Origin of the sequence: Acinetobacter sp. YH16056_T (assembly GCF_024605895.1) — a bacterium.
In the GTDB taxonomy this organism is placed as follows: Bacteria; Pseudomonadota; Gammaproteobacteria; order Pseudomonadales; family Moraxellaceae; genus Acinetobacter; species Acinetobacter amyesii.
Genome location: NZ_CP094545.1, coordinates 2,242,439 through 2,265,275, shown reverse-complemented (window position 1 = coordinate 2,265,275; position 22,837 = coordinate 2,242,439). Strand labels below are relative to the sequence as shown.

The 22,837-nt window shown below is 39.5% G+C and carries 20 protein-coding genes and 1 pseudogene; 15 read left to right on the top strand and 6 right to left on the bottom strand.

Features of this window, described 5'->3' with window-relative positions; translation table 11 throughout:
* Window positions 1-167 precede the first annotated feature (167 nt).
* The 6 genes from MST17_RS11215 (at window position 168) to MST17_RS11190 (ending at window position 5,069) form a co-directional block, all read left to right on the top strand.
* On the top strand, window positions 168-377 hold the full coding sequence (locus MST17_RS11215) for a lipoprotein (protein ID WP_372491094.1): 210 nt from the start codon (window positions 168-170) through the stop codon (window positions 375-377).
* Window positions 378-401: 24 nt separating this feature from the next.
* A complete protein-coding gene (lysA, locus tag MST17_RS11210) occupies window positions 402-1,646 on the top strand; it encodes a diaminopimelate decarboxylase (RefSeq protein ID WP_180026691.1) in 1,245 nt (414 codons plus the stop codon).
* 13 nt (window positions 1,647-1,659) lie between these two features.
* The gene (dapF, locus tag MST17_RS11205; RefSeq protein ID WP_180026692.1) at window positions 1,660-2,505 is read left to right on the top strand and encodes a diaminopimelate epimerase; all 846 of its coding nucleotides are present in this window, start codon (window positions 1,660-1,662) and stop codon (window positions 2,503-2,505) included.
* Between the two features lie 84 nt (window positions 2,506-2,589).
* Window positions 2,590-3,423 carry an enhanced serine sensitivity protein SseB C-terminal domain-containing protein gene (locus MST17_RS11200; protein ID WP_168378269.1) on the top strand — a complete coding sequence of 278 codons (834 nt, stop codon included), beginning with the start codon at window positions 2,590-2,592 and terminating at the stop codon, window positions 3,421-3,423.
* Between the two features lie 77 nt (window positions 3,424-3,500).
* On the top strand, window positions 3,501-4,418 hold the full coding sequence (locus tag MST17_RS11195; protein ID WP_180026696.1) for a tyrosine recombinase XerC: 918 nt from the start codon (window positions 3,501-3,503) through the stop codon (window positions 4,416-4,418).
* Window positions 4,419-4,697: 279 nt separating this feature from the next.
* Window positions 4,698-5,069, top strand: a complete 372-nt coding sequence (locus tag MST17_RS11190) for a hypothetical protein (protein WP_218949190.1) — start codon at window positions 4,698-4,700, stop codon at window positions 5,067-5,069.
* Between the two features lie 453 nt (window positions 5,070-5,522).
* Here MST17_RS11190 and MST17_RS11185 read toward each other — a convergent pair whose 3' ends face one another.
* Window positions 5,523-6,017: an Lrp/AsnC family transcriptional regulator gene (locus MST17_RS11185; RefSeq protein WP_078190405.1), complete on the bottom strand. Its 495-nt coding sequence runs from the start codon at window positions 6,015-6,017 to the stop codon at window positions 5,523-5,525.
* A 113-nt stretch (window positions 6,018-6,130) separates the two neighbouring features.
* Between MST17_RS11185 and MST17_RS11180 the strand changes: the two genes are divergently transcribed.
* The 8 genes from MST17_RS11180 (at window position 6,131) to MST17_RS11145 (ending at window position 15,316) form a co-directional block, all read left to right on the top strand.
* The gene (locus MST17_RS11180; protein ID WP_180026693.1) at window positions 6,131-6,736 is read left to right on the top strand and encodes a LysE family translocator; all 606 of its coding nucleotides are present in this window, start codon (window positions 6,131-6,133) and stop codon (window positions 6,734-6,736) included.
* 527 nt (window positions 6,737-7,263) lie between these two features.
* The gene (locus tag MST17_RS11175; protein ID WP_180026694.1) at window positions 7,264-8,016 is read left to right on the top strand and encodes an electron transfer flavoprotein subunit beta/FixA family protein; all 753 of its coding nucleotides are present in this window, start codon (window positions 7,264-7,266) and stop codon (window positions 8,014-8,016) included.
* A gap of 18 nt (window positions 8,017-8,034) precedes the next feature.
* On the top strand, window positions 8,035-8,967 hold the full coding sequence (locus tag MST17_RS11170) for an FAD-binding protein (protein WP_111883923.1): 933 nt from the start codon (window positions 8,035-8,037) through the stop codon (window positions 8,965-8,967).
* Window positions 8,968-9,213: 246 nt separating this feature from the next.
* Window positions 9,214-9,915, top strand: a complete 702-nt coding sequence (locus MST17_RS11165; RefSeq protein WP_257246861.1) for an IS1-like element ISPa14 family transposase — start codon at window positions 9,214-9,216, stop codon at window positions 9,913-9,915.
* 497 nt (window positions 9,916-10,412) lie between these two features.
* The gene (locus tag MST17_RS11160) at window positions 10,413-10,850 is read left to right on the top strand and encodes a hypothetical protein (RefSeq protein ID WP_257246860.1); all 438 of its coding nucleotides are present in this window, start codon (window positions 10,413-10,415) and stop codon (window positions 10,848-10,850) included.
* A gap of 290 nt (window positions 10,851-11,140) precedes the next feature.
* The gene (gene gyrA / locus MST17_RS11155) at window positions 11,141-14,125 is read left to right on the top strand and encodes a DNA gyrase subunit A (RefSeq protein WP_180026830.1); all 2,985 of its coding nucleotides are present in this window, start codon (window positions 11,141-11,143) and stop codon (window positions 14,123-14,125) included.
* Between the two features lie 91 nt (window positions 14,126-14,216).
* Window positions 14,217-14,687: a hypothetical protein gene (locus MST17_RS11150; RefSeq protein WP_180026829.1), complete on the top strand. Its 471-nt coding sequence runs from the start codon at window positions 14,217-14,219 to the stop codon at window positions 14,685-14,687.
* A 197-nt stretch (window positions 14,688-14,884) separates the two neighbouring features.
* Window positions 14,885-15,316, top strand: coding sequence for a DUF3887 domain-containing protein (locus MST17_RS11145; RefSeq protein ID WP_180026828.1), 432 nt, complete (start codon window positions 14,885-14,887; stop codon window positions 15,314-15,316).
* A gap of 67 nt (window positions 15,317-15,383) precedes the next feature.
* Here MST17_RS11145 and gltP read toward each other — a convergent pair.
* A pseudogene (gene gltP / locus MST17_RS11140) lies at window positions 15,384-16,683 on the bottom strand (glutamate/aspartate:proton symporter GltP).
* 459 nt (window positions 16,684-17,142) lie between these two features.
* On the opposite strand from gltP, the gene MST17_RS11135 reads away from it, so the two are divergent.
* On the top strand, window positions 17,143-17,691 hold the full coding sequence (locus MST17_RS11135) for a hypothetical protein (RefSeq protein WP_180026827.1): 549 nt from the start codon (window positions 17,143-17,145) through the stop codon (window positions 17,689-17,691).
* Window positions 17,692-17,810: 119 nt separating this feature from the next.
* On the opposite strand, the gene MST17_RS11130 is transcribed toward MST17_RS11135, so the two are convergent.
* The 4 genes from MST17_RS11130 to MST17_RS11115 are packed head-to-tail and all read right to left on the bottom strand — an operon-like array spanning window position 17,811 to window position 22,728.
* Window positions 17,811-18,929 (bottom strand): ABC transporter permease, encoded by a 1,119-nt coding sequence (locus MST17_RS11130; RefSeq protein WP_180026826.1) that lies wholly within the window; start codon window positions 18,927-18,929, stop codon window positions 17,811-17,813.
* Window positions 18,926-20,056, bottom strand: coding sequence for an ABC transporter permease (locus MST17_RS11125; RefSeq protein ID WP_180026825.1), 1,131 nt, complete (start codon window positions 20,054-20,056; stop codon window positions 18,926-18,928). The genes MST17_RS11130 and MST17_RS11125 overlap by 4 nt, the downstream gene beginning before the upstream one ends.
* On the bottom strand, window positions 20,056-21,219 hold the full coding sequence (locus MST17_RS11120; RefSeq protein WP_180026824.1) for an HlyD family secretion protein: 1,164 nt from the start codon (window positions 21,217-21,219) through the stop codon (window positions 20,056-20,058). The genes MST17_RS11125 and MST17_RS11120 overlap by 1 nt, the downstream gene beginning before the upstream one ends.
* Before the next feature lie 21 nt (window positions 21,220-21,240).
* A complete protein-coding gene (locus MST17_RS11115) occupies window positions 21,241-22,728 on the bottom strand; it encodes a TolC family protein (RefSeq protein ID WP_180026823.1) in 1,488 nt (495 codons plus the stop codon).
* Between the last annotated feature and the right edge of the window lie 109 nt (window positions 22,729-22,837).

The window sequence follows — 22,837 nt, the reverse complement described above, 5'->3', positions numbered from 1 at the left end:
GAAATAAAGACAAATAAGGATTGAAAATAGCACCATCAAAATTTGCTTAAATTTAGTGCAGAATGGCAAAAAGCTCACTTGGAATTACAGGGCTTTTCTTTTATCCGCGGGTTGATCACGTTATACTCGGAAAAATCTTTTCATTAGGTACGTTTATGTATCGTTTTATGAATTATAAAATTATTGTATTAGCAAGTGCTGTGCTGCTGACCGCTTGTGGTCAGTCTGGTGCATTGCATTTACCTTCAGATGCAAATGCAGATAAGCGCGCAAAATATCTGATTTATCCAGATACGCCTGCACAGCAAAAGCAGGAAAAACAAGCGGCTCCTGTTGCAACTGAATCGGAATCATCAAATTCTAACCCTACACCTTAATGCTTTTATAGAAAGGATACTTTCATGAGTTTCACCCGTACGAATGGGGTATTGCATGCAGAGCAATGTTCTTTACAACAGCTTGCACAGCAATATGGCACACCGCTTTATGTTTATTCAAAAGCTACTTTTGAAAAGCATTATTCAGATATGGATCGTGCATTTAGCTTTATCGACCATCAAATTTGTTTTGCGGTAAAGTCAAACTCTAATCTTGCGGTGTTAAACGTACTTGCCAAGCAGGGCGCTGGTTTTGATATCGTGACGGGTGGTGAACTCGCACGTGTATTAAAAGCCGGTGGTGAAGCTTCTAAAATTGTATTCTCTGGTTTGGGTAAAACAGAAACCGATATCCAAAAAGCATTGGACGTGGGTATTGCATGTTTTAACGTTGAATCACATGCAGAGTTGGATCGAATCCAAAAAGTTGCTGCGGCAATGGGTAAGAAAGCACCGATTTCATTGCGTGTAAATCCAGATGTGGATGCCAAAACCCATCCTTATATCTCTACGGGTTTAAAAGAAAATAAATTCGGTATTCCTTCAGACAGCGTTTTTGACACCTATGCGTATGCGGCATCATTGCCAAATCTTGAGATTATCGGGATTGATTGTCATATCGGTTCACAGTTGACTGAAACTCAGCCTTTTGTTGATGCACTTGATCGTGTCATTGTGATGATTAATCAACTGAAAGAGATGGGGATTCAGCTGAAACACATTGATATTGGTGGTGGCTTAGGCGTAACGTACAAAGACGAAGTTCCGCCAACCGTTGAAGAATATGCTCAGGCAATGCGTCCGGCTTTAGAAAAATTAGGGCTTAAGGTGTATATGGAACCGGGTCGTAGTATTTCTGCAAATGCAGGTGTGTTGTTAACTAAAGTTGATTTACTCAAACCGACCAATCATCGTAATTTTGCCATTATTGATGCTGCTATGAACGACTTAATCCGACCTGCTTTATATGAAGCATGGATGGATATTCAGGAAGTAACGCCTCGTACTGATACAGAAAAGAAAGACTGGGATGTTGTTGGCGCGATTTGCGAAACTGGCGATTTCCTAGGAAAGCAACGTCAGTTGGCGATTCAAGAAAATGACGTGCTTGCAGTATTGGGTGCAGGTGCTTATGGTTTTGTCATGAGTTCAAACTACAACAGCCGCGGACGTGCTGCTGAAGTAATGGTTGACGGTGATCAGTCTCATTTGATTCGTGAGCGTGAAACCATCGAATCATTATGGGAACGTGAACGTTTATTGCCTTAAGGAGAAATTCGAGATGTTATTAGAATTTACCAAAATGCATGGCCTTGGCAATGACTTTATGGTGGTCGATCTGATTAGCCAACGAGCTTATTTAGATACAGTGACGATTCAGCGTTTGGCCGACCGTCATTTTGGTATTGGTTTTGATCAGCTTTTGATTGTAGAACCACCTGATTTACCCAATGTCGATTTTAAATATCGTATTTTTAATGCAGATGGTTCGGAAGTTGAACAATGCGGAAATGGCGTACGTTGTTTTGCGCGCTTTGTGCATGAACGTAAGTTGACCAGCAAAACCAAAATCAAAGTACAAACCAAGTCAGGTATCGTAGAGCCTGAATTAGGTGTAAATGGTTGGGTGCGCGTCAATATGGGTTATCCACGCTTTTTGCCGCATGAAATTCCATTTATTGCGGAAGAGCCTGAAAACTTATACGACATTGCATTGGCGAATAATGAACAGCTCACCATTGATGTAGTGAGTATGGGTAATCCGCATGCAGTGACGATCGTTCCTGATGTCATTACTGCAGACGTCGCTAAAATTGGTCCACAAGTCGAATCGCATGAGCGTTTTCCACAGCGTGTAAATGCTGGTTTTATGCAAATTGTGGATGAGAAACATGCACGCTTACGTGTATTTGAACGTGGTGTCGGTGAGACTATGGCCTGTGGTACAGGTGCTTGTGCAGCGGCAGTATCAGGTATGCGTCGTGGTTTATTAGCCAATTCAGTCGAAATTGAGTTGGCAGGTGGTAAGCTACAGATTGAGTGGCAAGAAGGTGGTGTAGTCTGGATGACTGGACCAACTGCAACAGTTTACGAAGGACGCTTAGATTTAAGTTACTTCCAAGGTTAAAATCAAAGCCCTGATTCATTCAGGGCTTTTTTCATAAAATAAAAAGTGAATAAAAAATTATAATTCAATTGGATTGGAATCAACATGGAACAAATAAACGAAGAAATAAAAGAAGAAATCTTAGAACAACTTTTTCATAAAGCCTTACATGAACCCGCGTATCGACCCGAATTTTTAGCTCAGTTATTGGCAGCCAATGTGTATTGTGTGGGAACAACAGGGGGACGTGATTCACGTATTGCCGAAGATTTGATCTTGGATGAAGGCGACCGTATTCAATTGAAATCATGGGAAGATGAAACATATGATTGCGTCATTCCATTTTTTACGTCCTTGGAAAAAATGCGTTTAGCAATATCTGAAGAGGAGTCGTATATCCGGCTACCAACCAAGGCATTATTTGAAATGACTTTAGGAGCAAGGCTTGTATTGAATCCACAATCACCTGATGCGACGAAGGACTTTGTACCAGAAGAAATTCAACATTTGCTGAACGGGCAGTATATTCAGCCCTCAGAAAACTATGAAGTTACGGAAGATACGGAAGTTTTAATTGGTCAGCCGGCGGAATATCCGCAGTTTATGATTGATCAATTAAGCATTTTTTTCGGCACAGAGCGTGTGGTAAAAGCTGCTTATTTAGCGCAAATGCTGAATCAAGCTCGAGATGATTCACCGACTTTGTTGATCGGATTAGATTTAGAAGCAGGATTATCTGAACAACAAATTCAAGAATTGCACAGTAAAATTGGTCGTATCACACAGGATAGTTTAAAAGAGCAATGCCCAGTGGATTTAATCCATGTCAATCCGCACAGTGTCGATGGTGTAGAAGGGTATTTGCTTAATGAAACGCAAGCTTTTTACCAACGTGTTGATGGTAAGCCTAAGGGGTTCTTTGCTAGACTCTTTTCATAAAACAGATATGTAAGATCGCTTTAGAGAACGTACCACAACGCTAAAGCACATGTTGAAATGGGAGAAGACAGGTGACGATGGATCAGAGTCAACTACTGGCTATGTGGTTGAAGGAACGTGAAATTCAAAATCAGTCTAAACATACCTTGCAAGCGTATGAGCGCGATGTCAGTGATTTTCTCCAATTTTGTACAATACGCAACTTGCCACTGCATGATGTCGAAAAGTCAGATCTGCGTGAATTTGTTGCTCATAAAGTGGAACAGTTTCAGCTCAGTCCAAGTAGTTTGCAGCGCATGTTATCTTCGATACGCCAATTTATGAAATGGGCAGAACAAGGAAATTATCTCAATTTTAATCCTGCAGATGATTTTCAGCTCAAACGCCAATCACGTCCTTTACCTGGATTGGTCGATATTGAAACCATTAAACAAATCATGGAACAGCCTGAGCCGGAAAGTGAAACTCAACGGCAGCTTTGGATACGTGATAAAGCGATTTTGGAGCTGCTCTATTCAAGTGGTTTACGTTTGGCTGAAGTGCAGGGCTTAACCATTCGAGATATTGATTTTAATCGCCAACTGTTACGTATTACGGGTAAAGGGAATAAAACGCGCATTGTACCTTTTGGTTCTAAAGCCAAAGAGGCTGTGATGCATTGGTTGCAATTATATCCTGCATGGCATGGTGATTTTGTCCCAGAAGCCCAAGTTTTTATCACTCAAAAAGGTAATCCACTGGGGGTAAGACAAATAGAAAATCGAGTTAAATTTCAAGCTCGACGTGCAGGTGTAAATGTCGATTTACATCCGCATTTATTACGACATTGCTTCGCTAGCCATATGTTGTCCAATAGCGGTGACTTGCGTGCTGTACAAGAAATGTTGGGTCATAGTAATTTAACCACTACACAAATTTATACCCATGTGGATTTTGATCGATTGGCACAAGTTTATGATCAGGCCCATCCAAGGGCACAGCATAAAGATTCGTAACAATTGCAAAAACGACTTTGGTACTCAGTGGTCTAAATTTTGCTTAAATTCACAGGCTAGATTTCACATTTTGCATCCTAAAGTGGTCTACTTCATGAAAATTAAATAAGGATGTGAAAAAATATTGGTAAAATTGACCGACATTTTGAACTATTGTCGCATTATAAAAATTCAAATTATCGGGTATAAAAATTGTCCATTATTGAATTGACGTAAGTGCTGAAGTGAAATTCGCCATTTACTAAATTGCTGTACCGTTAAAAATATATAGGCCATACCATGATTTCAGATATTCAAGAAAAATATGACCAGTTAAATGGTCAGCAAAAAGAAATTTTTGCAGGATACGGCTTACGCCAGATCAAACACTTTGTTGAAATCAGTTTGCCTGAAGTAGAAGCTGTATTGCCTGAAGGTGCGCAGCTACAAGGGATTAATGCCGATGGTAAAGTTCAGGCGTTTAATGCGGCGACGGGCCAATACTTTATTTGGATTTCGGATAAACAATGGCAGCTTACCAATAAAGCAACTGCTAAATTTGACAGTAAAGAAGATGCCCTCACCATTTGGCGTATTTTTGATTTGGCACAATATGAACTTATTGACCTAAGCCACATCCATCGTGACTTTTTGGAAAATCAGCCAGCCTAAACTATCCGGAAAATATACAACTCATGGGCTATCTTCATTGGATTTGGATGTTTAGCCCTTATATTACTTACAGCATGACATCTTGATTTGCTTTTGTGCAGCGCGTTAGAGTATTGATCTTCTTTGCATAGCTTAGTTGCCTAAACAAAAATTTCTAAATGCCAATCCGTTTCGCTGCTTAGTAATCAATTCGCTCAGTTTTGATAGCGAGAGCCTGTAAATCCAATCAGTCGTATTCTTGTTTAAGAAATTAAGCTCAAAGGCTCCTTAGATTGTGTTCGTTCATTTGCCGCAAATCATTATTTTTCTTTGCTTAAAATATAATGAAATACCGCATAGCTAGGTTTTTGCATTCGAGGCTGTGAATAACTGCGTTACTACGTTGTCATTCTTGTAGTATCAGCCTCGTCGTTTCTAATGCTTGAGTTGCTCGTTGGCAGATCAATTGTTTGGTTACAAATCTTCTAACGGTAACTGGAAGCTTTGTTTGATGATTTGGCTAGGTAAATCAGTCTTTACACTAGTGATGCCATTTTTCTTGGTTAAGTGAGTAGACTGAAATTTACGGTAACTTTCTAGGTCAGGAACTACAACTTTGAGCATTGCATCGCACTCACCCAAAATAATGTAGCACTCCATGACTTGAGGAAGTTCTTTCATCGCTTCGATAAAAGTATCGATGGTTTCAGCATCTTGCCCAGTCAACCAAATACGAGAGAATAAAATCAATTGAAAGCCAATCTTTTGTGGATCGACCACGGTGGTGTAATTCTGAATCACACCTGCTTCTTCGAGTAATTTGACCCGACGTAAACAAGAAGAAGGCGAGAGTCCAATTTCCTTGGCTAAGTCATTATTTTGCATGCGGCCATTATTTTGAAGTGCGCGAATGATATTTTTATCAATACGATCTAGTTTAACTAGAATTGACTTAGAAGATGTCTTCATAAAATAGAATATAATTCTAAAAATAATATCTATTATAGAATATTTGATATCCTATTTTAAAGCGATTCAAACATACTAATTTCACTTTCAGGACATAGAAAGGGAAAATTGAAATGTCTGTATTTGCTTTGTTTGCCTTAACGGTAATTCCCCTTATTTTCACACCAGGACCCGATATGCTTTTTATCCTGTCACAAGTGATGGGTAAGGATGCAAAAGCAGGCATGATGGCAACAGTGGGGGTATGCTCAGGTTACTTGGTTCACTCGATTTTGGTGGCATTGGGTATTGCTGCGATTATCGTGTCATTTCCACTACTCTTTGAAATAATCCGCTGGTTGGGGATTGCTTATCTTTTATATTTGGCAACGCATTTACTACGTTCAGTATTTAGCAGTAAAAAATTAAGTATTGAGAAAAAGTCAGCGTCCAACCCGATTAAAAAAGGCTTTTTTACGGCTTTACTGAACCCGAAAGGAATGTTGATATATTTTGCAATTTTGCCGCAATTTATCGATAAATCAGCGAGTACCGTGAGCCAAGGTTTGATTTTGTCCTTCATTTTTATTGGGCTGATATTTGTGGTGTATTGTAGTTTGAGTGTGGTCTTTGCACGTATTACACAAAAAACTCAAATTGATGAACGCAAACAAAAGTGGATCGATGGTACATCAGGCGGTTTATTGGCTCTTGCTGCGACATGGTTAATTGCCAATTAAAAACAGCAAATGTAAATAGAAATAATTGCCTTAACTAAAACCTTCGTGAAGGCGGAGGTTTTTTTATATGTGGTGAGTATCGACACATATTAAGAATAAGAAAGAGAGAAAAACCCACCAATTAGCTTCGGAAAAGTGAAATTAGCGCTAAATTCATTAGGCTTCTATCTTAAATGACAAGTTTAGATATGTTGCCGAATGTGTAGAGGGAAAGCTCTATTTCAGAAAGATTGATCGAAAATTGATATTAAATCAGATCTTTTGATGAGCTAAATCAAGTAAAAAAATAATAAAAATCAATGCTTAAAAAATAACTGAATAATGCGTTTTTTTGGATAACTGAACCATTCTTTAAAAAATGTGAACGATAAGTTCAAGGAAATTACGCTTTTTTACAGGTCTTTCGATAATTGTGACTTGACCGAAATGCCGTACACATTGCAAGATAGGGCACCTAAAAAATTTAAAGTGAAGAGTTAATATAACTTTTCTCAACATTTACATTTGCTAAAACAGCCGAGGATTACATGAAGGCTCTTGTTGCTGTAAAACGTGTGGTTGATGCCAACGTTAAAGTTCGCGTTAAGCCGGACAACAGTGGTGTTGACTTAACGAACGTTAAAATGTCAATTAACCCGTTCTGTGAAATCGCAGTGGAAGAAGCGGTTCGTTTAAAAGAAAAAGGAACTGTTTCAGAAATCGTTGTTGTTTCTATTGGTCCTAAAGAAGCTCAAGAACAAATCCGTTCTTCTATGGCGCTTGGTGCAGACCGCGGTATCCTTGTTGAAGCTGACGACAGCCAGTTAGGTGCACTTGAAGTTGCAAAAATCCTAAAAGGTGTTGTAGACGCTGAACAACCTCAATTGATCCTTCTTGGTAAACAAGCAATTGATGACGACTCTAACCAAGTTGGTCAGATGCTTGGTGCGCTTTTAGGTGCTGGCCAAGGTACTTTCGCTTCAGAAGTTAAAGTTGAAGGCGATAAAGTACAAGTGACTCGTGAAATCGACGGTGGTTTACAAACTGTTGAACTTGCACTTCCTGCAATCATCACAACTGACTTACGTTTGAATGAGCCACGTTATGCTGCTCTTCCAAACATCATGAAAGCGCGTAAAAAACCGCTTGATACTAAGTCACCTGCTGATTATGGCGTAAATCCTGCGACTAAGCTTAAAACTGTTAAAGTTGAAGCTCCTGCAGAACGTAAAGCGGGCGTACAAGTGAAGTCTGTAGACGAGCTTGTAGATAAATTGAAAAACGAAGCGAAAGTGATCTAATACAGAAGGATAAAAATCATGAGTATTTTAGTTATCGCTGAGCACGACAACAAAGCACTAAATGGTGCAACTCTTAACGTTGTTGCTGCAGCGCAAAAAATCGGTGGTGATATCACTGTATTAGTAGCTGGTTCAGGCGCTCAAGCAGTTGCTGACCAAGCGGCTAAAGTAGCTGGTGTAAGCAAAGTATTGCTTGCTGACGACGCTGCTTATGCAAACCAATTGGCTGAAAACGTTGCTAAATTAGTTGCTTCTATCGGTGCGGGTTACACTCACATCCTTGCTGCTTCAACAACAACAGGTAAAAACGTACTTCCACGTGCTGCTGCGCTACTTGACGTAAGCATGATCACTGACATCATTGCTGTTGAAGGTCCTAAAACTTTCAAACGTCCAATCTATGCAGGCAACGCGATTGCAACTGTAGAGTCTGGCGAGTCTGTTGTAGTTGCGACTGTTCGTGGTACTGCATTTGATGCTGTTGCAAGCGAAGGCGGCTCTGCTGCAGTTGAAGCTGTTGCATCTACTGGTGATGCTGGTATTTCTAAGTTCGTTTCTGAAGAAATCGTGAAATCTGAACGTCCAGAATTAACAGCTGCGCGTATAGTTGTTTCAGGCGGTCGTGGTGTTGGTTCAGGTGAAAACTATCACACTGTACTTGATCCATTAGCGGACAAGCTTGGTGCTGCGCAAGGCGCATCTCGTGCTGCTGTTGATGCTGGTTTCGTACCAAACGATATGCAAGTGGGTCAAACAGGTAAAATCGTTGCTCCTGACTTGTACATCGCTGTAGGTATCTCAGGTGCGATTCAGCACTTGGCAGGTATGAAGGAATCTAAAGTGATCGTTGCGATCAACAAAGACGAAGAAGCGCCAATTAACTCAGTAGCTGACTACTGGTTAGTGGGTGACTTGAACACTGTAGTTCCAGAATTAGTATCTAAAATCTAATTTCTGAACGCAGTTCAAAACGCTCCTAAGCTTATGGTTTAGGGGCGTTTTTATTGTTTGAAGAATTAGTAGGTCTTCTTGGCAATGTTTAATCGATTAATTATACGTAAATGTACATATATAAATTGCACTTAGATGTTTCATGCTTATGAGGGTAGTGGATTCTTAGTTTAGTAGTTCAAAATTCGGTGGTGTTTCAAAAAGTATGCTGAAACAAAGCAGGTTGAATTTTGATAAAATAGAGAAATGCGAATAACTCTAGAAATCAAATGTCCAACCTGCCTCAGTGACAGTATAAAGAAAAATGGCATCAAAGTAGATGGGAAACAAAACTATCAGTGCAAAGACTGTAAACGTCAGTTTATTGGTGACCATGCTCTGAGCTATCTAGGATGTCATTCAGGCATTACTCGAAAAATATTACAGTTGATGGTCAGAGGTAGTGGTATACGAGATATCGCTGAAGTTGAGCGAATCAGTATCGGTAAAGTTTTACGTACTTTAACCGAATCGACCTACCAAAATCAGCCTAAACAAAGTCATTATGAGTCTCTTGAAGTTGATGAGTTTTGGACTTTTGTGGGAAATAAAAATAATAAACAATGGCTTATTTACGCCTACCATCGAGAAACAGGTGAGATTGTTGCTTATGTTTGGGGTAAAAGAGACTTAGCTACAGTTCAACGATTGAAGGCAAAGCTTAAACAATTAGGTATTCACTACACCCGAATTGCAAGTGATCATTGGGACAGTTTCATAACTGCTTTTAAAAACTGCAAGCAAAGTATTGGTAAATTTTTTACTGTAGGTATTGAAGGTAATAATTGCAAAATAAGGCATCGAATTAGGCGCGGTTTTAGAAGGAGTTGTAATTTTTCAAAAAAGATTGAAAACCATTTTAAAGCTTTCGACTTAACCTTTTTTTACATCAATAATGGCTTCATTTAATGTCAGCATACTTTTTGAAACACCACCCAAAATTCATATAGTGTTTCTTATTATTGGTATTAGACACTACTGTAGCGTAAGGTATTTGTATGTTAAAACTTAAATGGTAAGTAAGCAGGCGCAATCGCTTGGTAATAGGATGGAAATTAATAAATTATAAAAAAATACAAAGATTTAAAATAAAATAATAAAAATTTATCCTTCAAGTTTGAATCTTAAACTTAAAGCAAGCTTAAAGGATTGTATATTTTGTGTTAACATTGCTTTTTTATTGAACTTGCCCTTTAGGCTGAGTCTCCCTTTGAAATTTGATTTTCAGTTACCAGTCAGTGTATTGGTGCTGATGATCTGCTGTTTACTTTTTCCTGTTTTACAAAGTATCTCTTTTCCTTTATTTGATGGAATGACTGTTACAGCAGTTGAATCGGTCCAAGCATTGTTATTGCTGTTTTTTGCGATTTTTACTTTTTTCTATATTCGACCACTTGAAATGCAAGATGGAAAGAAACAATTTTGGTTGTGGGCTGTCGCATGGTGGTTGTTGCTATTTGGTCGTAGCATTAGCTGGGGGGCGTGACTATTTCCCTGATGCGCCTAAACCGTATTTTCGTTTAATTTCGGTATTCATGATTGCACCAGTCGTCTTTATGCTATTTTCGCCTTATTTGCGTCAAGAAATTGTACATAAACTAAAAACCTTGGCTTTGCCAATTTGTCCATTAGGCTTGGTGATATTGGGCTTACTTATTTCTGATGCAGTTGAGCATAGTCGAAGTCTTAGTTTTTTATTTTTGTACGATTTGGCTTATAAAGATTTCATCGAAGAAGTTTATGAATTTCCGCTTATTTTAGGTTTGTTTCTAACAGCATACCCATTGTTGCAGCATGATCATGTGCCTCAAGAATTAGAGGTCATGCAATATCATAAAGAGTGATTTTTATCACATTTATGGGTCTAAATTTGAAGCTTCGAAAAGAAATATTTTGAACATTAAACAACCTCTATTCGTAGAGGTTTTTTTCACAGCAAATAAAATCAAAATGCTTAAAATAAATACAAAAAATCATGGTTCTAGTGCAAGATGATTGGCACAAAAATCAGGGTTTTTATGCTATACTGTCCGACTTGATTTTTGATATTGGTTCAGTATTTTTTGAACTAATTTTTACAGATTTACGATATATAAATGCGGGCAGAATTCTGCTTGTATAACAAGGAGTATGCATGAGCGTATCGGAAATTAGACCGATTGCCATTGAGGATGAACTGAAGAGCTCATATCTCGATTATGCAATGAGCGTGATTGTGTCACGCGCGTTGCCAGATGTCCGAGATGGTCTCAAACCTGTTCACCGTCGTGTGCTTTTTGCAATGCACGAATTGGGCAATGACTACAACAAAGCTTACAAAAAGTCTGCCCGTGTAGTCGGTGACGTCATCGGTAAATATCACCCACATGGTGACTTAGCTGTATACGAAACCATTGTTCGTATGGCTCAAGATTTCAGCTTACGCTATCAATTGGTTGATGGTCAGGGTAACTTCGGTTCTGTCGATGGTGACAGTGCAGCAGCAATGCGTTATACCGAAGTTCGTATGCGTAAATTGACCCACGAACTTTTAGCGGATCTTGAGAAAGATACCGTAGAGTGGGAAGACAACTACGACGGTTCTGAGCGTATTCCACAAGTCATGCCAACACGTGTGCCTAACTTGTTGATTAACGGTGTGGCTGGTATTGCTGTAGGTATGGCAACCAATATGGCTCCGCATAACATGACAGAAGTCATTAATGCATGTCTTGCTTATGCCAACGATCCGCACATTAGCATTGAAGGGTTAATGGAACATATTTCTGGTCCAGACTTCCCTACAGGCGGCATCATTTACGGTAAATCAGGCATTGTCGATGCGTACCGTACTGGTAAAGGCCGTTTGCATATCCGTGGTAAATATCACATTGAAGAAGACCAAAAATCGGGCCGTAGCACGATTGTCTTCACTGAAATTCCTTATCAAGTTAACAAAGCAAAAACCATTGAACGTATTGCTGAGTTGGTCAAAGAGAAAAAACTTGAAGGTATTTCTGAACTTCGTGATGAATCAGATAAAGAAGGGATGCGTATTGCAATTGACTTGAAGCGTGGTGAAAACGCTGAAGTGATTGTAAATAACCTATTCCAAAATACCCAATTAGAAAATTCATTCAGTATTAACATGGTCTGCCTCGATAATGGTCAGCCTAAGTTAATGAACTTGAAAGATATTATTGCAGCGTTTATCCGTCACCGTCAGGAAGTGGTTACACGCCGTACCATGTTCGAATTGCGTAAAGCACGTGAACGTGGACATATCTTAGAAGGTTTGACGGTTGCACTTGCAAACATCGATGCGATCATTGAAACCATCAAAACATCTGCAAACCCAAGCGAAGCACGCGAACGTTTACAAGCGGGCGAGTGGGCAGGCGGTGGTGTCGTTGCATTGCTTGAAAAAGCAGGCGCGGTATCTGTCCGTCCAGATGAAATTGAAGGCGAAGATCCAGCACGTCCATTTGGTTTAACAGGTGATATTTATCGTCTGTCTCCAACTCAAGTAGGTGCGATCTTAGAACTTCGTTTACATCGTTTAACTGGTCTAGAACAAGACAAGTTACAAGCTGAATATACAGAAATTCTTGGTCAAATTGCTGAATACACTGCAATTTTGAACGATTTCAACTTATTGATGAACGTGATTAAAGAAGAATTAGCTTTAATCCTTCAACAATATGGCGATGCACGTCGTACCGATATCGTGGAATCACGTATCGACTTCTCTCGTGAAGATTTAATCCCTGAAGAGCAAATGGTACTAACTGTTTCTAAATCAGGCTATGCAAAAACTCAACCATTGTCAGACTACGCTGCACAGCGTCGTGGTGGACGTGGTAAGTCTGCAACTTCAATGAAAGAAGACGATTACATCCAGCATTTGATCGTGACTTCAAACCACGCAACAGTGCTTTGCTTTACCAATGTGGGTAAAGTTTATCGTTTGAAAGTGTATGAAGTACCTCAAGCATCTCGTGGTGCGAAAGGTCGTCCGATGGTGAACTTATTGCCATTAGATGAAAACGAGACCATCACCGCTATTTTACCAGTGGTCGATGCGCCGAAGAAATTTAAAGAACGTTTGGCTGACTTTAAAGCATTTGTAAAAGCCAATAGTGCACAGCTACAAACCAATGAAGTGATTAATAGTCATTTTGCTGGTTTAGAAGCTGCACTTGCTGAGACTGAAGACGGTGCAGATGACTTGTCTGATGCATTACGTGTTCAATTGAAACAGTTGGGCTTAGAGCTTTCTACCACTGATCTTGATGATGAAATCATCAATGACTTTGCACAGCAAGCAGAAGCCGTTCGTAAAAACTTCTACGTATTTATGGCAACAGAATACGGTACGATTAAACGTGTTGAGTTAGAACAATTCTCGAATGTTCGTTCAAACGGTCTACGCGCGATTGAACTCAATGGTGATGACACCTTAATCGGTGTTGCCATTACCGACGGCGAACAACAAATCATGTTGTTCTCAAACGAAGGTAAAGCCATTCGTTTTGCAGAAACTGACGTGCGTTCAATGGGTCGTTCTGCCAAAGGTGTTCGTGGTATGCGCGTGACCATTGGTGCAGCAGCTCAAGCTGAAGACGCTGAGGATGCGGATGTAGAGTCTGATGATGAAGATACCTCTGATTCTGTTCTCATTAGCCGTATAGTGTCATTAGTGGTTGTTCCTGAAACCGGTGAAGTACTTTGTGCTTCAGCCAATGGTTATGGTAAACGTACACCAGTAGATGACTTCCCAACTAAGAAACGTGGCGGTAAAGGTGTTATTGCAATTAAAACATCTGAACGTAACGGTGAACTTGTTGGTGCGGTAGCGATTGATGCGTCTAAAGAGCTGATGTTAATTTCAGATGGTGGTACACTGGTTCGTACACGTGCGTCTGAAGTGGCACAAACAGGTCGTAATGCTCAAGGTGTTCGTCTGATCCGTTTAGGTGAAAGCGAAATCTTGGTCGGTGTTGTTGCGATCGAAGCAGTTGAAGAAGACGAAACTTTTGAAGAAGTGGAAGCAATCGAAACTGAGCAGCTTGTAGATGACTCAACGATTATTGATCAAAATGACAATGAATCAGATCTCAATGAGCCTGAAGAAGACTAATTGAAGATTGAGAAAAGAGGGCGCTACGGCGTCCTTTTTGATAGATGAATAGTATTAACAAAAATTTATATAAACAAGAATAGTGACTTAAATGTATTTCAAAAAATTAATTAGAACCAAAGGAATAGTCATTTGTTTTGCATTAATGGGATGTAGTGAGCCGACGTCTGTAGAGTTTAATGAAGGTATAAAAAAAGAATCATCTATTCCTTATAAGCTGACACCTTTGCAACTTAAACACATTGAGCAATTGTATGTTGCTATACGTGATAAAGATTTAGATCAAATCCAGAAAATAACAGATGAGAAGTTTTATCAAGCTTTGTTAGAAGATCCAACATTATTACCAGAAATATCTTCATATATTCCATATTTTGAAAAAGTTTTAGATTATAAAATGGTGGAATATAAAAGTATTAAAAATAGTGTGCATGGTGAACTAATTGAAGCAAAGCTTAAGTATGAATACGAGCAGCAAACTGTATTTTACACCGTATTATTTAAACAAGATGATCCTTTGGCTAAAATTATCGGTAGTCATCTAAAGTTGGTACTTAAATAAACCCTTAGAATTTTCAGTGGTACTTTATTTAAATACATTAAAAGTGAAGCTCATTTACCTTGCGTAAGTGAACAGAGTTTAATTTAATGTATTGTCAACAAGTTGGAAAGAGAAAAGTTAAAGAGATATCTTAATTTTAATATCAACTTTGAAGTTTTATATATACTCAAAAGCTTAAATTAGGAATAAGTGTGGTTATGAAGGCAAATTTTTTGTTACTAGGTTGTGTCATAGCGTTGTCAGGTTGTGACCAAATTGGCCAAAAAGCATTAAATGCAATACCAGACCCAAGTACTGAACAGACTGAAGTTGCCCAAGCTGCCTATGATCAATTACGTGAAGGCAATTTTGATAAGCTGTACACTTACTTTGAACCAGAACTCAAAGCGAAGTTTGAACAGAATGAAAAAGAGCTGCGTAAATTTGCACGAGGTATTCCGAAACAAGATTACTCACGCAAAAATATTGTGGCTAAGCACATTGAAAAACCGTCTTTATATACGGTCACTTATGAGTACGGTTATACCAATAAAAACCTTGTACAGTATGATGTAAGTTTTGATAAGCCGGCAGGAACTAACAAAATTCGAGATTTTAATATTTCAGTGTTTGGTGAAAAAAATAAATAAAGTTTGGTAAAAAATAAAACAAAGCTGTAAAAAAGGACGCCGAAGCGTCCTTTTTTATGGCATAAAATTAAGCGGCATCTTTTAGATTAGCGGCATAATTTTTTTGTTTTTCAGTATCAAATTGGCCTTCCCATTTACTGATCACCAGTACCGCAAGCGCGTTACCAATCACATTCAGTACAGTACGTGCCATATCTAAAATACGGTCAATACCTGCAATGAATGCCAGACCTTCGAGAGGAATACCGACACTGCCGAGAGTCGCCAGCAAGACCACGAAAGAAACGCCAGGTACACCTGCAATCCCTTTAGAGGTAATCATCAAGGTCAGTACTAGAATCACTTGTTGGGTGATTGTCAGATCAATCCCGTAAAGCTGAGCAATAAAGATAGCTGCAATACTTTGATATAGGGTCGAACCATCGAGGTTAAATGAATAGCCAATTGGAATCACGAAACTGGTAATCGGTTTCGGAGCACCGTAAGCTTCCATTTTTTCCATAATACGGGGGAGGACAGTTTCAGAACTTGCAGTTGAATACGCGAGAATCAATTCATCTTTTAAGATCTTGATAATGGCCCAAACACTGAAGCCACAGAACTTGGCAACGGCACCTAATACTATAAAAATAAAGAAGAAGATTGCACCATAAACTAAAACTGCGAGCTTAAGCAGTGGCACAAGAGAGCTGAAGCCGAAATTCGCAACAGTCGCTGCAATCAGGCCGAATACACCAATAGGTGCAAACATCATGATCATGTGCGTAACTTTAAACATCGTTTCAGAAACAGCGGTCAACACTTTAATTAAAGGTTGTTTTACTTCCTGATCAAGCGCACCTAAACCTACACCAAACATCACAGAGAAAAAGATGATTGGGAGCATTTGACCACTCGTCAAAGCTGCAAAAAAGTTAGATGGAATAAGTGAAAGTATTGTTTGAATCAAACCATGAGAATGTTCACTGACTTCATGTGTTGTTTCTTGATACTTTGAATGAAATATCGACTTGCGTCAATGCAGACATATCAATGCCGGCACCAGGTTGGAATACGTTGGCTGCAACTAAACCGACTAAAATAGCAACGGTGGTAATGATTTCAAAATAAATAATCGTTTTGAAACCTAGTTTACCTAAGTTACTACCGTGACTTGTATTGGCAATACCTAAAATAAGCATCGACACAACAAGCGGAATAACGATCATCTTAATGAGGTTAATAAAAATTGAGCCCAAAGGAGTCAAAAAGTTATTAACTAAAGCATCACGATATTCAGGAGAATAGTGTAGGAAAGCACCAACAAGTATACCTAGAATGAGAGCAATCACGATTTGCCAGGCAAGGCTCACCTTAATCTTTTTCATACATCAGCTCTTATGTCAGATTTGGGAGAAAAAAGCCCACAGTCATCCACGAACAAATGTTGCAGACAGACTGAATCCGCCATGACAAAAAGTTCTGAATAATTTGGGAGATAAATACGACAATATTTTGCAGTTTATATGAGAATACAGCCAACGATTTTGATAAAAACCAAACTGTTTGATCGATAAATTATCATTTTTAGTCGTATAAACGATTTGATTATTAATTTTAATTTATAAAACGAATAAAATTGAGTTATTAATAAACGCTTCACGAAATCTCTGATTTACCTAGAAAGATCGAAAAACTAAATGTGAGCCTGTATTTTTCATTTTTATATAGAAGTTTGCTTTATACTTGTCAGGCAGATAAATCAGTGAAAATTCTATAAATCACACAGATTATCCGAAATAAATTTTAACTTTATATATTTTAATAATAACCAGAGGGCTTGTACGGTGTTGAAAAAATTAGTCGTCATCATCGCTTTAATCTTACCTATAACGGCTTGTGAAAAAATTGGCGATTTCTTGATTGCAAAATTCGAATCAAGCCTACCAAGTGAGACAAGCTCACAGCGTACTAAGTCAGAAAAATTATTCGCAGCACTACACCAACCCCATCAAGACAGCTTTTTGGCATTGGTTGAAGAAAATGTTCGTGATGCGATGCTAGCAGATCCAGAGCTGTTTTCACGTATGAAAAAGCTGATTCCTGCAGGTCAACCTAGCGCTGAAGCGCAAGTGATTCAGCGAATGGCAAATACTCGGCTGGGAGAAGGTAAGACCACAACAATTGTGTATAAATATGATTATCCGCAAAAAGAACTGTATATGAGTGTGGTCTTTGCAGGTCATGATGAGGACGATAAAGTGAAAGGATTCTGGCTTGAAAACGCTGCAGAAAAAGAATCAGATGATTTGGTTACTGAGATCACCTCAGATGCAGATGATTTTGATATTCAAGTGGATGAAGCATCGACTGTCACGCCAAATGCATACAGCTAATAGATGACAGCAAGAATTTAAATTTGAGACATGATTAGATACAAAGCGTTCGAGTCTATGATGAATAGGTTTGAACGCATTTCGCTTGAGACCAGACATGTCTTACAGCACAAACAGTTTTATCTTTTGGCAAACTTTAAACGCCAGACAGCAAGACATAAAAAAATCAGTCCAATACTTGTGAGATAAAGCAGTTTTGGGATGACGATTACTGTAGGCACACCCATCTGATTGAGTTGAAGGAACATTTGAATGCCTTGGGTCGAAGGTAATGCTTGAGCGAGTATTTGCATCCATTTAGGCATAGCTGCATGTGGCCATGCCGTTCCCGAAAGTAGAAATAGCGGAATAGAACTAAAAACGATGAGATGTCCTGCACGTTCTGGCAGGTCAAGAAAGGTGGCTAGAAAGAGTGTCATCGCAATAATACAACTGAGGAAGATGGGCACAGCAATGAACATGCCACAAAAATTTCCACCCCGTGGATAGTCGTTCAGCCAAAAGGTAAAACCAAATAAATAGAAGCATCCCAACGTTCCTATGGTCAAAATACACAAGAAGATGCCAGCCAATTGTGTATAGCTCGGACGCCAAGTGGTGTTTTGTCGATAGGTCGCAATCAGCATGCACAGACCCAATAAAATCGTCTGATGAATAATTAAGGGAGCAACCGCTGGGAAAATATAGCTGCCGTAGCCTGAAAGTGGATTAAACAATGGAATCTTATGGATAGATAAAGCTGGGCTAAAATCGGATATGTTCTGGAATTTTTCTGCATATTCGCCGAGAGCATTTTCCATCGAACTGGCTAAACCTAAGCCAATTTTTTGCGTCTTTAGAAAGTTTGCAGCACTGAGATATAAACCAATTCCACCGGTTTCACCACGGCGAATGCTATTTGAAAGATTACTCGGCAACAGTAAAATCCCGTCAGCTTGCTGACTTCGGAGCATATTTTCAGCTTCCGCAAAATTACCAGTCACAGCTCGAATTTCTACATTGGGACTATTGGCTACAGCACCAATAATCGTATTGGTGAGTATGCTTTGTTCCTCATCCACCACAATAATGGGGAGCGATTCTGCGTGTTCCGCTTGATAAGCAATGGGATAAAAAAAACTGTAAAGAAAAACAGAAAGCACTAAGGTGGTAAAAATCGAACTGTGCTTAACAATATCTTTAAAGGTTTGAATATAGTGTCTGAGCAAAGTTGATAGAAATGACACGATTTTATTCATATGCTTTGCTCCTTCAGTACTTTCCGTAAAAAGAAGCTGGCAAGAACCAAATAGAACAGACAGTAAATGATCAGGGTGACAAGCGGTGTGATTGAAATGGAGATTGGGCTACCAATGACCCATTGTTCTGTTTGTAATTTGGCATAAGGCGTATAGGGAATAATATTGGCCCAGAATTTTGTAAACATCGGCGCGTTATTCAGCGGCAATGTCACCCCTGCAAAACTCAGTGATGAGCCACCATATACCGCAATAAAACCAAAAGATTTGGTGAGATCACGTGTCGCCAAAACTACAGTAGAACTGATAAAGGCATAGGCTGTATAAAAAAACAATTGCCCGAGCAAAATGAGCAGTAATGAACCCTGAACAAACCACCCTCGAAACACGATTAGCCAGAACATCCATGCCCATGTCCAAGCGGTAAAAATGAAAACATAACTGAGATTTTTAGCGATTAAAGCTTGAAAGACAGAAGTCGGTTTCACCCATTGATTTACAGTGTCATATTTGATTTCTTGACCGACTGAAAATGCGACACAGCAACACAGTAATAAATGCAGAATCGCAGGAATCATGTACGGCTCTAAATAGAACTCATAATTTAAACCTGGATTATATAAAGGTGAAATTTTGACATTGGGTGTCGGTGCATCGAGGTAGGGAATTGTATTTTCTAAATACTGATGACCACTAAAATCGGCCATGGCTTGCAATGTACTTAGCAGCATGGCTGATGAAATACTATTGCCGACACTAAAATAGCTTTGGTTATAGGCAATGCTGACTTCTGCATCTTTTGCTTGAACCAGTCGTTGCTCTGCACCAGCAGGAATATGAATATAGCCCCAAATTTGAGTCTGATTTAAAAGCTTTTCAGCATCATCCATACTGGGTGTAATGGTGGCTACTTTTAAGGTATGGTTCAGCTGCGCAAAATGAGTAATGTTACGGCTTAAACTGCTTTGATCTTGGTCTATGATCGCAATGGGTAAATGATCTGGTTTGCCTTGAGCAAACATATTGGTAAAGAGCAAAATCACAAGGGCAGGGGCAAGTGTGACCATACACAAGTCCCATTTATGCTGCATCAAATAGCGAAACTCACGCAGAATGCCCCTAAACATTATTTACGCTCTTCAATTTTAAACAAAACGCTCATACCCACTTTTAAGTCAGCAATCGGCTGAGCGGGTTTCAGTTGGACTTTAAAACTACGAATATCATAGCCGCCCGTTTGCCGCGTAGTTTTAATCGTTGCAAATTCACCTTCGGCTTCGATGTGATCAATTTTAAAATCGGCAGATTTGTTCAGTGCCGGTATAAATCCTTGCATGGTCTTGAGTTGATACACTTGAGCATACTGGTCTTCACGGACATTTAAGCTAATCCATAAGCTATCATCTTGAATCAGGCTTACAACGGGCACACCCATCGCAACTAATTCTGAAACTTTGCCATAGGTTTTTGAAATGGTGCCATTGGACGGTGCAAACAATTTGGTTTCAGCCTCAAGTGCATTTGCTTCGGCCAACGCGGCTTGCGCAATCTTGACTTGGGCATCTGCCGAGCTTTGTTGTTGCGGTGTACTGCCACGTTTTGCACGCGCATATTGTTGATAAGACGCTTCTGTCATTTGTGCAGCAGACACTGCGGCAGCTTGCATTTCATCACGGCGTTGTCGTGAAATGACACCTTCTTTATAGAGGTTTTGACCACGTTGGTAGGTGGTTTGCGCCAATTGTTGCTGTGCTTTTAGACTTTGCCAATTGGCATATAAACTATCAATATTTTCTTGTTGAGAGCCACGTTCAGCTGTGGATTGCAGTGCTTGCGCAGATTGAAGTGCAGCTAAAGCCTGTTGTTTCTTTGCATCGACTTCGGGGCTGGTTAAACGAACCAGTGCTTGACCTGCTTGTACTTTTTCACCGTCCTGCACATATATTTCTTCGATACGGCTAGGTACTTTGGTACTAATGTGGATGGTTTCAGCCTCAACTCGACCTTGTAATTCAACCTGCTTGGGCTGATAACTTTTCCATAAGCCAAATACAATCAATGCCAAAAGCAGAACCAAGACAATGCCAATCCCGAACTTGATCAAAGCAGATTTATTGCGACTTTGCACAGAGCTATTTTTCGTCTCTGCATCTGTATTGATAGCCACTTTTTCTTGAGTATCCTCAGCAGTATTTGCTGTAGGTGAAACGTCTGAAGTCGAGACATTGGATTGGGATGTTTCAGCTTTCGCGGAGGCATCTTCTTGGTGATCAGTCGGTTCCTGATTCATATGGTTTCCCCTCGGCTAAGCTTAGCGAATATAGTCGGTGTGTGATTGATTGATATAGCTTTGGAACTGGTCAATGCTCCCGTGACTTTGTAGCAGTGTTGCGAGTGACATCACGTATTTATAAGCATTAAGCGCCATTTCACTTTGTAGCCCGTTCAATGCATTTTGTGCATCAATGACTTGTGTGGCCGTACCCGTATCTTCCTTAAATGAAAGCTGTTGAATTCTTAAATTTTCTTGAGCAGCTTTTAGGTTTTGCTGTAACAACAGGTGACTTTGCTGAGCGCTGGTGACTTCATTAAATGAGCTATAAATCAGGCTTTCAATTTCTTGTTTGGTACGCTCAGTCATTAACTCAGATGCATAGCGTTGAAGTTCAGCAGCTTGTACGGATTTGTTTTTATCAATACCTGAAAATAAGTTGTAGCGAGCGGCAACACCAACGATCCAGTTTTGTTTATCGTCAAGACTATATTCACCAAAGGCAAAGACGTTGGGTTTTTTTGCTGCGCTTTGGGCTTTCACATTAGCACCAGCCAATTGACTGTCCAATTGCATTTTACGCACCAAACTAGACTGATCCTGATAACTTTTTAGTAAGGCGGTTATATTTTGATTGTGTTGCTGATTGATAAATAATGGCGTTGTAAGATCAGTAATTTGGCTGCTTTGCATTAAGTTGTTTAACTTAAATAAGCTAGAGCGGAGATTCGCTTCAGTATTTTGAAAAGTTCTGAGTGCATTATTCTTCGCCACTTCAAATTGCATACGCTGGCCTTTGCTAATAAAACCCTGTTGTTCCATTTTGAGCGCATTGGCATAGTGTTGTTGCATCGCATTTAAATTGAAGCGGCTGCTTTCGACTAATTTTTTTTGTAATTGAGCATTGAAGTAGGCTTGGATTAATTCAAAACGTTGCACATCTTGTTGTTGTTCACTGCTTATCGCGCTGCGTTTGGCTTGAATATTGGCAATTTCCTTGGTGCTAGACGTTAACCCACCGGTATACAGCGGCATCATTACGGAAACGGTAGGGCGGATCACTTGATCATCTAAGACCACTTGGGAAGAATCTGGAATTAATTCGACACCATCACGGATTGGCTGTTGCAGACTGTCTTTTAATGGGTCTGCCAAATCACTCGGTAAGCTTTCATCAATTTTATTATTAATGCCATTACTCAGCGTTTGTTCTAAGTTGTTTTTTAAGGCGCCGAGAGGAATATCGAGTTCATTATGAAAGGCATAGGCACGGACGTTTAAATCCACACGAGGTAAACCAAGGCCTTTCATGGCCTGAGCTTGAAGTTCGGCAGATTGTTGTAGCGCTTGGTTGGCCTGAGTACTATACGAGCTGGTGAGTAGACTTTGTTCTGCTTGGCTATAACTGATACTTTGCGCAAGTACGGTGGGGCTAAAAAAGCCACTGAAACAACCAAGGCCAAGCAGTAAACCTGAACGAAATGTATGTTTAATTTTTATAGAATAATCTGTTCGAGGTAAAGGCATAAAAATACACTCACAGCTAGGATGGGTTCATTATAGTCATTGTGATGAAGTTGGGTAAATTCACTAAGTTGTTGTATTGTTTCATATACATGTGTAAATAAATTTTATC

Excerpts from the sequence above, each read along its gene's own strand:
- dapF (WP_180026692.1), top strand. The coding sequence starts at position 1,660 with ATGTTATTAGAATTTACCAAAATGCATGGCCTTGGCAATGACTTTATG.
- MST17_RS11160 (WP_257246860.1), top strand. The coding sequence starts at position 10,413 with ATGGAAAGAAACAATTTTGGTTGTGGGCTGTCGCATGGTGGTTGTTGC.
- MST17_RS11125 (WP_180026825.1), bottom strand. The coding sequence starts at position 20,056 with ATGTTTAGGGGCATTCTGCGTGAGTTTCGCTATTTGATGCAGCATAAA.
- MST17_RS11190 (WP_218949190.1), top strand. The coding sequence starts at position 4,698 with ATGATTTCAGATATTCAAGAAAAATATGACCAGTTAAATGGTCAGCAA.
- MST17_RS11115 (WP_180026823.1), bottom strand. The coding sequence starts at position 22,728 with ATGCCTTTACCTCGAACAGATTATTCTATAAAAATTAAACATACATTT.
- MST17_RS11195 (WP_180026696.1), top strand. The coding sequence starts at position 3,501 with ATGGATCAGAGTCAACTACTGGCTATGTGGTTGAAGGAACGTGAAATT.
- MST17_RS11215 (WP_372491094.1), top strand. The coding sequence starts at position 168 with ATGAATTATAAAATTATTGTATTAGCAAGTGCTGTGCTGCTGACCGCT.
- lysA (WP_180026691.1), top strand. The coding sequence starts at position 402 with ATGAGTTTCACCCGTACGAATGGGGTATTGCATGCAGAGCAATGTTCT.
- MST17_RS11165 (WP_257246861.1), top strand. The coding sequence starts at position 9,214 with ATGCGAATAACTCTAGAAATCAAATGTCCAACCTGCCTCAGTGACAGT.
- MST17_RS11185 (WP_078190405.1), bottom strand. The coding sequence starts at position 6,017 with ATGAAGACATCTTCTAAGTCAATTCTAGTTAAACTAGATCGTATTGAT.
- MST17_RS11170 (WP_111883923.1), top strand. The coding sequence starts at position 8,035 with ATGAGTATTTTAGTTATCGCTGAGCACGACAACAAAGCACTAAATGGT.
- MST17_RS11120 (WP_180026824.1), bottom strand. The coding sequence starts at position 21,219 with ATGAATCAGGAACCGACTGATCACCAAGAAGATGCCTCCGCGAAAGCT.
- MST17_RS11175 (WP_180026694.1), top strand. The coding sequence starts at position 7,264 with ATGAAGGCTCTTGTTGCTGTAAAACGTGTGGTTGATGCCAACGTTAAA.
- MST17_RS11150 (WP_180026829.1), top strand. The coding sequence starts at position 14,217 with ATGTATTTCAAAAAATTAATTAGAACCAAAGGAATAGTCATTTGTTTT.
- MST17_RS11200 (WP_168378269.1), top strand. The coding sequence starts at position 2,590 with ATGGAACAAATAAACGAAGAAATAAAAGAAGAAATCTTAGAACAACTT.
- MST17_RS11180 (WP_180026693.1), top strand. The coding sequence starts at position 6,131 with ATGTCTGTATTTGCTTTGTTTGCCTTAACGGTAATTCCCCTTATTTTC.
- MST17_RS11145 (WP_180026828.1), top strand. The coding sequence starts at position 14,885 with ATGAAGGCAAATTTTTTGTTACTAGGTTGTGTCATAGCGTTGTCAGGT.
- MST17_RS11130 (WP_180026826.1), bottom strand. The coding sequence starts at position 18,929 with ATGAATAAAATCGTGTCATTTCTATCAACTTTGCTCAGACACTATATT.
- gyrA (WP_180026830.1), top strand. The coding sequence starts at position 11,141 with ATGAGCGTATCGGAAATTAGACCGATTGCCATTGAGGATGAACTGAAG.